Here is a 13708-nt window from a genome sequence, read left to right on the forward strand (position 1 = left end):
CTAGTATCAATCATGCAAAATAGAAAATTCTTGCTCCCTGAAGCTTGGTTCAATTCCCAATGCTGTTCAATTCGTCGAGTAAGTCATCGGTTTCAGTATCGATATTCGAACCAGATTCCTTCTCTTTTGATGGCGTTTCACTGGAATCACTCGCATCTAAAAAGGCATCCATTTCATCATTAAGGTCATCCCATTCTTCTTCAGAAGTACTGGTTTGGACAATTTCGGCAGGTATGTATTGAATGTTTCGACGTGACATTTCCTGTTCCAAAGCCAGTTTCACTTCCTCCGTCTTTTTTAAGCTCCCTTGCATATGGAAGTAGTAGTTTTCAACCAGTGAGATATAATGCCTTACACGATTACGGAACAATATGGAGAAGTTCCCCTGATCATCAAACACCTGAAAGCTACTCATATCGAAATGATTGATGAAGAATCCGGACCACTCCATTCCCTCGATGTAATCATTAAAGATCTCTCCCTGATGCACCGTAGAGACATAGGACTTGTCCAATTCCGATAGCAGTATTTTGAAACCGTGATTTTTGACCAACTTCAGATCACCACTGGTTTTTAAGGTCTCAATGGTATTATTGATTGGATTGTAATTGAAGTGTGAAAACAAATGCAATTTGAATTCCTGCTGTATATCCGCTCGAACTGAAGTATAAGGGTTCTCCAGTAACTCCAGCACATTGTATGCACTGTTGATTTTTTCATCGTACTCAATGATCCTTCTATTGAGTTGATTAAAGTCCTTGGACAGGTCCTGATGCATACTGGCCAGATAGGCAATTTCCCGATCAGTGAAATCCGAGTCTTCATCCCATTCCTCCAGTTCAAAGGCAATGTAAATACTGGCAAAGAGCACCAAGAATTCGAAGAAATATTCGAATACTTTTCGTTTATTATTTCCTATTACCGTCATTTCTTTAAAACAAAATCAGCTTCAATATTTACTGTGATCACTTCGGACAATTTCCGACTGACAATTGTTGGGACCTTAATGTTGTGTTCCTCTAGTTCAACTTGAAATTTGGAGGCGAGTCGAACGACATCATCTTCCACCACAATGTCGCATTTGATCGTACGTGCCTGTTCGATCCCATGTAAGAGCAATTTCCCTTCGGTCGTCACGGTGTAATAGCCATTCTTGGTAAAATCAATGTCATCAGTGATCAACCCTTTGTATATGCCCTTGGGATACTTTTCCGTTTCCATATAGTTTTCATTGAAGTGCTCCCGTTGAAGTGGGGCATTGAATCCTCTGAAAGTAGAAATGGGAATAGATACCGCAAAGGCCTTTTTCTCACGATCAAGAATTCCCAAAATGGAACCCGTACTGGCTTTGATTAATTCGAGAGGAGCATCGGACTCAAAGGCCACTTTCCCTTCTTCAATATAATATCGGTTTTGGGCCTGTAATTCATAGGTAGCACCTATGAGGCATATCATTAGAAATAAGCTGGAGCTCATTCTTTTCCTGATGCTTGTTGAGGTAAGCTTGAGCATGGTTTGATGTTTATCATTAAAAAACTTCTCCCCTGTACCCGACTGACCTTTCTAAATGTTGGCTGTGGCTTTTTGAATTAGACCAACAGACATGATTAATAGATGATTGGTGTAATTAGAGACAATAAATACGATGAGATCATCTATCGTTACTTAATTGCAGGACGCACAGTAAGTATCGGCAAGGGACTCATTCAGTAGCAATTGAAAAGTATATCCTCCTTTGGCTTTGGTTTTAAACAGGTTGCAAAAGATGGCATTGTGATTTTCTGCGGTAAAGGCAATGAGCTGCTGATAGTTGGATTTCTTCAAATATTCAGAATTTTTCAGCGTCAGGCGGAAGTAATAGTCAATCAATTCAGGGTCAACATCTTCGTCATATACTCGCTGTGCCAAAACCTTTTCAGCCCAATTAAATCGACTGTACCGTGATAGAAACCTGGCCAGGTACAACCTTTCTTCATCTGAAAGATCTAGAGACCTGTAATTCTGATAGATCGCACGAATGGCCTTGTTCTTATGCCGATAGGCATTGCGTTGATCAAAAAAACCTGTTTCGAGTAAGTTGTAATTGACCCAAATCCGGGTGTATAACGTCGGGTCTATTTTGTGTCGCAACTTTTTGATCAAGGCCAATATGGACTTCCGGTCCTTTCCGAAAGTAACGCTATTGGCCGACCTGAGCTGCAACGCAATCAGGTTATATTGTACTTTCGGATTATCTGGAATAAGTACTGATAATTCCTTAAAGGCCTTCAAAAGTTCATCATCAGAAAATCTCCCATATCCGTATTGAAAAACCAGATCATTCACCATCAAAGGACCTAAGGCCGCTATTTGTGGTATTTCCAGACGCCCGATGAAGTCGTCAGGTAGTCGTTCGTTTCTGATCTGCTCAAAAATGGTATATTGAAGGAACCTGGCAGAGGTCAATTGCTTTAATTTGACCTTCTGGGCAAACACTTCGACCAAAGTCTCGGGATCGTCAAATACGGTTACCTTTTTCTGTAAGTTCATTGTGATCACCCCGATTCGATGTTTGGACAGAATTGCTTCCATTTCACTTTCTTCTGACAACTCCTGAAGTTCTTCTTTGATTTTGTCTCGCTGCTTTCTGGATAAATATTGATACTGAGTTCCGTGTATGTCCAGATAAAATGAGTTCCAGTTCTCTATTGCGGACACATTAAAAGGAATCTCATGATGCTGAAACGCCTCCATTGCTTTGATCAGACTTGCAGCTCGCTGATGCTGCAATGCTTCATTTCGAGTGGTCGTGCCCTCTACCGAAGTGTACGCCCGAATGTCTACGGATTTGATATCATAGTCACTTAGGTGTAGAGAATCGTATATCGGACGAATATCATCTGGTTCATATGCCGCCCGATCCTTTTCAAATGGAATAGTGAACGTCAACGATTTATTTGCTTCAAATTCGTTTGGGATCTCCCTGGGGATGGAGTCACTGTATAGCCCCATTTCCAGTAACTCCCAATCATTGAATTCCATTCCAGAAGTCAGGTAATAACCACAATGAAATCGTTTTTGCAGTACAATCAGGTTACATTCAATCTCTGAGGGATCATAATGTTTTGGTAACTGACCAAAATTGATCATTACCCCATTGCCATAAGGGATAATCTTTTTCTTAAGTTCTTTTCGGAAAATAGGTGGAAGTAGTTCACCTCTGTGTGCCCAACTATCTCCCAACTGGTTGCCAGTTTCACAATCTATCTGAGACCGATCAATGATGTCCACCGCAATTCCATCCTTACGCTTATCAAATATTTTGTCAAAGTAATCTTTGTCCCGAAAGTAGAAATAGATCTCTCCGTTTTTCACCTCCAGGTCGTAGCGTACATCAATCGGGAGTTTCGAAACAATATCGTAATATTTCCGGCATTTCTTTATTCGCTTAGGTCCCGGGTTCTTGATTTCATTTACAGGATTATCCTGCCCAAATAGCAGAAATGGAATCCAACACAAAGAAATAATAAGGACTAAAGGCCGGATGCGCATGATTTAGCTGTATCTGTTGTTACCTATTATGAACTAACTTTATCAAATTAGGTTTCAACAATCCATACAATCAGCATAGCAGATCTGAATCCAGGTAATTGTTACACTCCTGCAAAAGTCCGTTTATACACCGGCTTTCGATACAAAAACTGTCCCAACAGTGCGGGATACATGAGCAGGTCTGTCAAAATAGTGCCAGTGGAAAAAGTTATATCATCAATAATGGCGGAGCCATCGTTTCGCTGCTCCACAGAATGGTGATGCTTCCAGGATTTTAGAAAAAAAGGAAGTTTAGATCCCTCATCAATGAAGTACCAACGATCTCCTGTTTCTGCATCTTCTGTGATATCACTGACCCATTGTTGTTTGAAAAAGATGAAGTTCAATTCTAACTGGACTTTATCTCCCTTTTTGCAACCATCAAATTGTTGCAGCTTAACCGGTGGGAAAGGAGGATTTAGTGAAAGAAATAAATCCTGGGTAAACCCATCTTTCACAGTTTGCAGTGGTGCTTTTACCGAAGTAGTGATTCGAAGTTTCATCTGACTGGATAACACGCGCTCAAGGAATAGGTTTAGTCCTAGCTACCTTTTTTGGAAAGCAGCATCCTTTGCTCCACGGTAATGATCCCGAAACCACGAAATGGCATATTCATTGAATCTTAACACTATTCATCAAATCCTATGTATTTCTTAAAACTGTTTTAGTTATATTCATTAATATTCATCAGAAATACTACCAGCTGATTTTTTTTCAGACATCATGGACATACTTTTTATCAATAGTGAGCACTTCTGGCTCAATGGATGGCTCAATACTCCCACCGGCATTAAATACGCCATGGATACCCTCAAAGGCTTTGGCATCAATGTCAATTGCGAGGAAATACGGTCATCTGAAGCACTTGAATCGTTACTGGGCCGCCTACCCTATCAGACATTGCTCTGGCCCAATGCCTATTACACTCGCAATGCATTAGGTGAGGTGGTCTGGTTGCAGGAATACATCGAAGAACGTGGATTGCCTTATGTTGGTACCCCGGTTCAAGGGTTAAAGAACATGCTCCATAAGAATCTAACACATCAACTTCTGCAAGCAGCAGATATTCCGGTACCCGCTCATTTGACCATCTCACGCCATCGACTCACACAAATAGACCGTCTAATTGAAAAAAGCGCATTGCAATGGCCCATTGTGATTAAACCCTCCAGTGAATCCTGCAGCATGGGAATTCTAAAAGCAGAAAACCTTGATGAAGCCAAAGAACATATCACTCAATTATTTCATGACTTCCCGAATAGCGATGCCTTATTAGAAACCTTCTTACCCAGCGAAGACGTCACCTGTGGTTATCTGGCGATGGGAGATCAGCAATTATTGCTTCCTACGTATTATCAATCATTAGAAGTATCAGGAAACACCCATGTGGTGGAACGGGACATTGGTACAGGTCCGTGGGGAGGTTCATCGATCATCATGCCTCCTGTAAAAGACACTTTAGTTCTGGAACAACTGCAAGATCAGATGCCAAAACTCGCTGCAGCCGTGGGAATCACTGGAGTCACACGGGTCGACGCTCGAATGGATGAAGATGGCACGCTCAAATTCTTCGACGTGAATGGCATGCCTGCCCTTTCATATCCGAGAAGTGTACTGGTTCGACAGGTGAGAGAATGCTTCCCGGAATTACCAGACCACAGCGCCTATGAATACTTGCTCAGAACCATCGTTATCATTGCTGCTGATCGATTTGAATTGTCTATACCCAATTCGGTCTGTGACCAAAACTTGTTCTCCCTAGAGAGCCCACTGATGACAACATTGAATGTTTCTCATAGCATCTGATCATTTAAAAAATACTTGTCCAATTTTCGGTTGCAGTATCCTTGAAGGCTTGGGTTTCTTTGAGAAAAATTAAAGATTTGAAGGATGCTGGTGACTGACCCCAATAGAATTACAACGTATTATGATGCCCTGGTGGAAAAGCGGTCAGATTATGTCGGCATCTTTTATGCCGGTGTAAAAACGACATCTGTCTTTTGTATTGCCACATGTCGGGCCCGAAAACCCAAAAAAGAAAACGTCGAATTCTACACTTCCTTCAAGGATGCATTGGATCAGGGGTATCGTCCCTGCAAGATCTGTCGCCCTACTGAAAATGCCAATACGGCCCCCGATTTTGTAGAGACGGCCATCTCCATGGTGCGGGATCATCCCAAAGAAAAGATCACCGATTATCGATTAAGGGAACAAGGTATTAGTCCTGAAGCAGTACGCCGCTGGTTCAAAAGTCAATATGGGATTACCTTTCAGACTTACCAACGCATGTACCGGATCAACAATGCTTACATGGAGCTCAAACAAGGAGACCGGGCCACTCATGCTGCATTCGGTAATGGCTATGAATCGTTAAGTGGTTTTGGCTACACCTACAAAAAGCTCACTGGAAGCTCTCCAACCAATACACGGGAACAGCCATTGATCCTGATCAGTCGCACGGAAACACCGCTAGGGCCTATGTTTATTGCCGCCACGGACAAAGGGATCTGTTTACTGGAATTTGTGGACCGACGTATGCTTGAAACGGAATTGAAAGACCTTCAACGGTTGCTCAAGGCACAGATCATTACAGGGGAAAATCAACACATTGTGCAAGCCAAAAAAGAACTCGGGGAATATTTCTCCAGTGAAAGGATCGCATTCGAAGTTTCTCTTGACACGCCCGGCACCGATTTTCAGCAACAAGTATGGGATCAACTGCTCACCATACCTTATGGTAATACCAGAAGCTATCAGGAGCAAGCGGTGCATGTTGGCAATCCTAAAGCTGTCCGCGCAGTAGCCTCCGCCAATGGTCACAATCGGGTTTCCATTATGGTGCCTTGCCATCGGGTGATTGGAAAAGGTGGTCAGCTCACTGGTTATGGAGGAGGATTGGAAAGGAAACGTTGGCTACTGGATCATGAATCCGCAAGGAGCTAAGGACAAGTTTAGATCATTAGAAAGTGTACAGCTTCAAGCTTTTTCTACGTTTGTTTTGCTCGACCTGTAATGAATGGCCATTTCTGTCGTTGAATAGGAAACCTGCCTACAAAACCGATGAAACTGCTATCGTTACTGCTATTGATCTGTACCAGCCTGATCCATTTTACCCAGGCACAAACCAATCACATCCATCAATCACTAAAAAGACCTGTCTGGCAAGCAGACTCACTGATCTTCAAAAAGATCCGATCGAAAAAAGGCAAGTCCATCACAGTCATCAAAGGCACACAAGTAAAGGCCAAAGCCTTTAAGAACAGGCGATTGAAAGGATTTCTTCATACTCTATCTGCAGATACATTAACGGTCATTACCAAAAAGGGATTGCATTCCATTCCAATGGGGTCGCTGAATTATATGATCATTTTTCATGGCTTCAAAAAGCAAATGATCAGTGGAGAATTGATCAGTAAAGGTACACTGGTCGCTATACCTGCGGCATTAGGATTAATTCTTGGCGTGAGAGAATCGTTAACGGGTGGTGATTTCGAAAAGCAATTGTACGTTGGTTCGGCAACTTTTAGCATGGCCGCTGCTGCGCTCATTTTGCCAGGATCATTGATCCGACGCAAGAAACTAAGGACCGCCAAATGGGCGGCTACACCAGAGCCTAATTGATCAATGGCAGCCGTTAATCCAGCAACTCGCGCATCACTTCAGCAAGTCGATCTGAGTCATAGGGTTTGCTGACCAAAACAGCGTTACCTAATGCATCAATCGTTTCGATCGTACCTTTATCATTTAGCGCCGAGGTAAAAATGATGGGTAAATTCGAATGCTCTCGTAACTCAATGGCTGCTTCTGTTCCCAATTTTTCACCTACTAACATGATATCCAGCAAAATGAAATCCGGTGCATGATCTGACACATTCTGAACCAGATCATCTGCAGAATCGTATTTATTCAGAATCTCACACCCATGATCTTTCATCATGATTTCCAGTACCATGGAAGCAATCAGATCATCCTCGTAAATCAGCACTTTATTCGCCATATCAGGTCATTGGAAATGATATTAAATAAGAAACTCCCCCTTCTCCTTCAATTTGAAGGTCTCCTTTCAGTTGCGCCACGAAGGCTTTGATCAGGCTCATTCCCATGGAAGAGCCATTCATATATTTCTGGCTATCAAGCCCTTTTCCTTTATCCGACACCTTCAGCTCCAACCGATCATTGACTTTCTCCAAATCGACCGTTACTACGCCACCCTCGTTTTGATCGTAGGCATATTTAAAAATATTCGTTACGATCTCGAAAACCAGCAGTCCAAGAGTAGCCACTTTATCTACATCTAATTTATGATTTTCAATGGCAATTTTCAATTCATACCGATCAGGATGGGTGGCATAGATCCTGACCAGACTCGTCAATAGATCATCAATGTACGCTTTCGTGTGGAGTCGGTCAAACTCCTCCAGTTTCAATAGCAGATCATAAGTTTTCGCGATGGATAAAATCCTGTTTTGCGTATCCTTGATAAAGTCCATCAATTCCTCATTTTCCGTAAATCGCGCCCTGAGGTACAAGAGATTATTGACCATGTTCAGGTTGTTCTTGATCCGATGGTGCAACTCTCTGAAAAGCAAATTTTTCTCTGCTAAAGCTTTCTTTAGGCTAAGTTCCGCCTCTTTTTGAGCAGTCACATCCGAAAAAGAGGCAACCACCGCATATCGCTCACCTAGTTCGTTGATTACCGGCTCTGAATTAATGGAAATGATGGACCGTTCTCCATCCGCTTTCCAAACATCCATCAAAAACCCCCTAACAGGCTTGCCTGTTTTGGAGGTGACCATCGAAGGATGATCTTCTGGTGAAATCGGATCGCCTTTCATGTCCAGGGCCTTCCAGCGAGGGTCATAGGAATCTTTTCCGATCAATTGATCTGTGGTAAGTCCCAGGATGCTAGCTGCTGCTTCATTGCACATGGTCACAGCATCCTGCGTATCCTGCATTACAATTCCTTCGCTCAACGCATCTACCACTGAACGATACCGTTCCTCACTCTCACGAAGTTGATGCTGGGTATGGTCCGCCTCTAGCCTTTTTGATAAGTCATGTGCCATGAGTTCCAGCAAACTGATCTCTTTTTCACTGAAGTCTGTGGCCCGATGATGCTGAGAAGAATAATTCAGTATCCCATAGATTTCATCATTAACAAAAATAGGAGCACCGATATAAGCGATCACACCTTCATTTTTTTGAACAGTATGCAGTCCTACGGCACTCTCAGGGACATTATTTGTTGCAATGGCTTGACCCTTTTTAATCAGGGCCTGACAAAGGGTATTTTCAAGTGAATAAGACTCCCCAATCCGGTAAGGCTCCTCCAACTGGGAAGCCTCTGCATAGATTTCATAAGAATTGCCATTGATTCGGCTGATTACGCCGGTTTCCAGCTGAAAGAGTTCCAGTCCAAGTTCAACATAGGCTTGCATCAAGGCAGTACTATCCAGTGCTTGTTGGGTAGAAAGCCGGTGATGTTGCTGAAAATAACGATTCAGTTTTTCTCGTTCTGTTTCCGCCTGTTTTCGGCGGGTAATGTCCATCTGAAAGCCATAGAAGCCTTCCAACTTTCCTTCTTGCTGGTAAAACGGAGCAATAGATAATTCTGTCCAGATGCGGACCCCTGCTTTCGTATGGAGTCGCATTTCCTGTTTGAAAGGTGCTTCCATCTGTATCCCTTCCAAAATCAAGTTTGAATGACCCAGATCTGTTTGAAACATTTGAAGCATCGCCTCCATATCCAGGCCCCTCAGTTCTGAAGTCTCATAACCCGTCATCCGCTCAAACCCGCGGTTCATTAATGTCAGCTCACCCCGGGCGTCAGTAATGAACACCCCCTCGTTCACATTATCCAGGATATTTGAGAGGCGTTCCAGTCGTTGGTTGGATTTGTTTCTTTCATCATTGAGCAAAGCGATAGACAGCACTGACGCCAGAGATAGTAACCTATTCTGCTCGTCAACACTCCATTTAAGGATTACTGAACTCTCCAGGCAAATGATCCCCCACAACCCCGATTCGCCGGTGACCTGAGCATCCAACATGGAACAGACATCAAATGACTGTAAGTAGCCACTATTGAATTCAGTCGTACTCGGATGGATCCTTGCATCATCTGCTGAGATAATTTTATTGCTAAGTATCCCTTCAAAATACCGGGGTGCATCCATTTCCAGTAATTCTTTGTTTTTTCTGGGAATGGCATTATCACGCTCAGCAGAATGGGTACAATAAATCTTCCTTCGGTCCGTGGATAAACGCCAATAGCTCACACTATCAACTTCAAAAAGCCCAATGGTAGCATTCAATAAACACTGGGTAAAGTCATCAATATTTAAGGTATCCAGCGTACTGAGTTTGGAATGTTCAAGTACGATCTTACTGAATTGACGTTCGACTTCTTCTCTTTTTTTAAAGGCTGTAATGTCACGAGCCACCGAATAGATAATTCGCTTTTCATTGTCTAATGTAGAATTCCACTCCAACCATACGTCTTCTCCGGACTTGGTTTTGTAGCGGTTTTCAAAGTGGCTTTTTCGGGGCAAACCAGCTAAAAAATCCTGTACTCTTTGAGCTGTCTTTTCACGATCTTCGGGATGTACAAAGTCCAGAAATGGAGCTGTAGTCAATTCCTCCTGCGAAAACCCGAGCACATTGCTCCATTGGTTATTTAGCTCTAGAAAATAGCCATCAAAACTGGTGATACTCAACAGGTCCGTCGAATGATCGAAAAATGCTTTAAAGTCGTGTGTGTACATTTCCATAGCTAAGGAAAACTCCCTCAAATTGTCTTCAACGATTCGGCACTATCCAACTTAAAAGACAGTTACTGATTTGTTCCAGACAAAGGGTTCAATTATCCAGGTCTTTAACAATTTAGAAATATCCTGGAACATTTCTTACCTGTTTGCAAAAAAGATAGTCAACGGTAAAAATCCGAAATGAATCTGTGAATTCGCTTATCTGAAGAAAAGCGAGTACTTAGAAAGGCACATCGTCATTTGAAGGAGGACCGTCATTTCCATTGGCCTTACTAGGAAGTGTGATGGTAAAATCAGTATTGGGCGGTCCTGCAGATGGGAAGCTATTGCCATACGTTTCGTTTCCGCCACCACTCATATCTACACCGTCAAGATCAGCAAACTTGGTGAACTTACCGATGAATTTCAGTTGCACATTTTCCAATCGACCATTCCTGTGCTTGGCGATGATCACTTCACCTGTACCCTGCAAAGGCATGCCATCTTCACTTTGGGTAATGCCATAATATTCCGGACGATAAAGGAACATTACCATATCCGCATCCTGCTCAATCGAACCTGATTCCCTGAGGTCGGAAAGTTGCGGTCGTTTATCGCCTCCACGTGTTTCAACGGAACGACTCAGCTGAGAAAGTGCAATTACCGGAACATCCAATTCCTTAGCAATCCCCTTCAAAGCCCTGGAAATCGAAGCAATTTCCTGCTCACGATTACCCCCCGCACTCTTTGACGTATCTCCTGTCATCAATTGCAGGTAGTCAATCACAATCAGGCTAACACCATGTTGGGCTACCAGACGTCTCGCCTTGGCCCTGAGTTCCAGGATACTTAGTCCAGGGGTATCATCAATATAAATAGGTGCTTCTGCAAGTTGTTTGGTTTTATGCAATAACTGCTGCCATTCGTGCTCCGCCATGTCGCCTCGCTTGAGTTTTTCACTTTCAAGCTCTGCTTCTGCAGATACAAGACGATTGACCAACTGAACGGAAGACATCTCCAGCGAAAATATGGCCGCAGGTTTGTTGAATTCAATGGCCGCGTTCCTGATCGCGGAAACCACAAAAGCTGTCTTACCCATACCAGGACGTGCTGCAATGATGACCAAGTCCGTTTTTTGCCAACCTGAAGTAACCCGATCCAGTGCCGTAAATCCGGAAGGCACTCCAGTGAGGCCATCTTCCTTATTCTTACGATCCTCTATTTCCTGAATGGCCTGATTCAGCAAAGAACTCATCTTGTCATAGTTCTTTCGAATATGCGACTCAGACACATCAAACAAAGCTTGCTCGGCCTTATCCAATAGTTTGAATACATCAATGGTATCCTCGTAGGCTTCCTGCTGCAATTCTGTTGAAATCTTGATCAACTCCCGTTTGATCGATTGCTCGGAAATGATCCTTGCATGGTATTCAATATTCGCGGCAGAGTTTACTTTGGTCGTTAGGCCTGCGATATAATAAGCCCCACCCACCACTTCAAGGTTTCCAGTCTTTCGAAGTTGGTGTACGACTGTTTTGATATCTACAGGTTCCGTATTGTTGAACAATTCAACAATGGCTTCATAGATCAGTTTATGCGCATCGCGATAAAAACTTGCTGGTTTTAGGATGTCAATTACCGTAGATAAAGCATCACGTTCCAACATCAGCGCTCCTAATACCACTTCCTCAATTTCTACCGCCTGAGGAGGCAATTTCCCCAACTGATTTGATAGTTCTTGAATACCAGTTTTTCGGGTTCGTGGATTTACACGGAGGGCTTCGGCTTTGTTGCTTTCCATTGGCGATTAGACACAGATTTTTTAAGGACCGAAGACAAACTTACGGCAAATGATCGGGTCGTCATATCGGGTAAATTAGAATAAGTTTTCTACCACGATGTTAACAGCTTATCAACAGCCAAAAAGTGAATTGGTTCGACACCTAAAATTGGCTTATTTTAGCAGCTTTAACCCAATTGCATGCCAGTACAATTTGAGCAGATCCAGGATAAGCAGCGAATCGTGATCATTGACAGTGAGGGGTCCTCTGAAATCATGAAAATTGCGTTGCACGTACTTGACCAAAATGAACGGAAATTTGACTTCTGGTGGGCCAGTGGCAAACATTCCCTCAGTGATGCACCCGTCATTCTCATAGAAGCACAAGATCAGGCCTCCGAGGGGAATAAGGCCAAATTCTTTGATTGTCAGCATCATATCATTGTATTGCATCACGTGTCAGATCAGTTTCCGGAATCCTACGGCTCCTTCGAAGCTTATCTGGCTCAGTTTGAAAATCTGGCAGATCAAACACCCAAAGGGGGAACGATATTGTATTATCAGGATGACAATGTAGCCAACCTGATTGCAGGAGAACGTGAGCGCGAAGACATTAAGCTGATCGAGTACGGCAATATCGATAACCTGAATGAAAGGGCCAGCGCAGCCAAGGGATTATTGAAACGAATAGGAATTACGGACGAAATGTTCGATAAAGCTTACCAGAGCTACCCAAACTAAAGACAAGTGAAACTAAATCTAAAAAGTCCTCTAGTGGTTTTTGACCTTGAAACCACGGGAACCAATATTGCTCATGATCGAATTGTAGAGATCGCAATGATCAAGGTCATGCCCTCAGGGGAAGAAATTGAAAAAACGAGACGGCTCAATCCGGAAATGCATATTCCAAAGGAAACCAGCCTGATCCATGGCATCTACGACGAGGATGTAAAGGACGAACCAAACTTCAAGCAAGTAGCCAAAAGCATGGCACAATTTCTTGAAGGTTGTGATCTGGCTGGATTCAACATCCTGAAATTTGATGTTCCCGTACTGGTTGAAGAGTTTCTACGGGCCAATGTAGAGTTCGAGGTGGACAGCAGAAGGCTATTGGATGCCCAGAAGATTTTCCATATGATGGAAAAAAGAAATTTATCAGCAGCGCTTAAATTCTACACAGGCAAGGATTTGATCAACGCACACAGTGCTCTTGCCGATACCCAGGCCACATTGGATGTGTTTAAGGCACAAATTGAGCGTTACGATGGTCAGGAAGTATTTGATCTACTGGGCAAGAAAGTTGGAAACATCGCCAATGACATGGATGTGATCGATGATCTCACCAATAAAAAGATGATTGACCTGGCCGGAAGAATGGTCTACGATGATAAAGGTATTGAACGCTTCAATTTTGGAAAACACCGTGGAAAGCCTGTCCTTGAAGTCCTTCAAAAAGAACCCAGTTTTTATGATTGGATGATGAAAGGTGACTTCCCGCTTGACACCAAACGAAAATTGACCCAACTTAGATTGAAGAGTTTCGGTAAGTGATCCGATAACCCTTGAACCCAGAAGATAATTCTGGGTTAAATTTGATTAAGACTTACAATAC

At 43.0% G+C, this 13708-nt stretch carries 12 protein-coding genes; 5 read left to right on the plus strand and 7 right to left on the minus strand.

From position 1 onward, the window contains the following. Positions 1 to 49 precede the first annotated feature (49 nt). The 4 genes from R8G66_10630 to R8G66_10645 all read right to left on the minus strand — a co-directional run bounded on the left by R8G66_10630 (position 50) and on the right by R8G66_10645 (position 4073). Positions 50 to 928, minus strand: coding sequence for a hypothetical protein (locus R8G66_10630; protein ID MDW3192815.1), 879 nt, complete (start codon positions 926 to 928; stop codon positions 50 to 52). Continuing rightward, complete coding sequence (locus tag R8G66_10635) at positions 925 to 1512, minus strand: YceI family protein (GenBank protein ID MDW3192816.1); 588 nt, start codon at positions 1510 to 1512, stop codon at positions 925 to 927. Before R8G66_10635 ends, R8G66_10630 begins: the two co-directional genes overlap by 4 nt. 153 nt (positions 1513 to 1665) lie before the next feature. Next, complete coding sequence (locus R8G66_10640; protein MDW3192817.1) at positions 1666 to 3531, minus strand: hypothetical protein; 1866 nt, start codon at positions 3529 to 3531, stop codon at positions 1666 to 1668. Between the two features lie 101 nt (positions 3532 to 3632). Further along, a complete protein-coding gene (locus R8G66_10645) occupies positions 3633 to 4073 on the minus strand; it encodes a hypothetical protein (protein MDW3192818.1) in 441 nt (146 codons plus the stop codon). 220 nt (positions 4074 to 4293) lie between these two features. Here R8G66_10645 and R8G66_10650 point away from each other — a divergent pair, with 220 nt between their 5' ends. From R8G66_10650 to R8G66_10660, 3 genes are all read left to right on the plus strand, one after another. After that, on the plus strand, positions 4294 to 5376 hold the full coding sequence (locus tag R8G66_10650) for a hypothetical protein (GenBank protein ID MDW3192819.1): 1083 nt from the start codon (positions 4294 to 4296) through the stop codon (positions 5374 to 5376). Positions 5377 to 5460: 84 nt separating this feature from the next. Then, positions 5461 to 6513, plus strand: a complete 1053-nt coding sequence (locus R8G66_10655; GenBank protein ID MDW3192820.1) for a methylated-DNA--[protein]-cysteine S-methyltransferase — start codon at positions 5461 to 5463, stop codon at positions 6511 to 6513. A gap of 117 nt (positions 6514 to 6630) precedes the next feature. Continuing rightward, positions 6631 to 7191, plus strand: a complete 561-nt coding sequence (locus tag R8G66_10660; GenBank protein ID MDW3192821.1) for a hypothetical protein — start codon at positions 6631 to 6633, stop codon at positions 7189 to 7191. Positions 7192 to 7204: 13 nt separating this feature from the next. Here the strand turns inward: R8G66_10660 and R8G66_10665 are convergent, their stop codons facing one another. The 3 genes from R8G66_10665 to dnaB form a co-directional block, all read right to left on the minus strand. Continuing rightward, positions 7205 to 7567 carry a response regulator gene (locus tag R8G66_10665; protein MDW3192822.1) on the minus strand — a complete coding sequence of 121 codons (363 nt, stop codon included), beginning with the start codon at positions 7565 to 7567 and terminating at the stop codon, positions 7205 to 7207. Between the two features lies 1 nt (position 7568). Beyond that, a complete protein-coding gene (locus R8G66_10670; GenBank protein ID MDW3192823.1) occupies positions 7569 to 10334 on the minus strand; it encodes a PAS domain S-box protein in 2766 nt (921 codons plus the stop codon). Between the two features lie 223 nt (positions 10335 to 10557). After that, positions 10558 to 12117, minus strand: a complete 1560-nt coding sequence (gene dnaB / locus R8G66_10675; GenBank protein ID MDW3192824.1) for a replicative DNA helicase — start codon at positions 12115 to 12117, stop codon at positions 10558 to 10560. A 180-nt stretch (positions 12118 to 12297) separates the two neighbouring features. Between dnaB and R8G66_10680 the strand changes: the two genes are divergently transcribed. Then, positions 12298 to 12837, plus strand: coding sequence for a Mur ligase family protein (locus tag R8G66_10680; protein ID MDW3192825.1), 540 nt, complete (start codon positions 12298 to 12300; stop codon positions 12835 to 12837). Positions 12838 to 12843: 6 nt separating this feature from the next. Beyond that, on the plus strand, positions 12844 to 13647 hold the full coding sequence (locus R8G66_10685; GenBank protein ID MDW3192826.1) for a 3'-5' exonuclease: 804 nt from the start codon (positions 12844 to 12846) through the stop codon (positions 13645 to 13647). The last annotated feature ends 61 nt before the right edge of the window (positions 13648 to 13708 follow it).

Source organism: Cytophagales bacterium (genome assembly GCA_033344775.1).
Classification (GTDB): Bacteria; Bacteroidota; Bacteroidia; order Cytophagales; family Cyclobacteriaceae; genus JAWPMT01.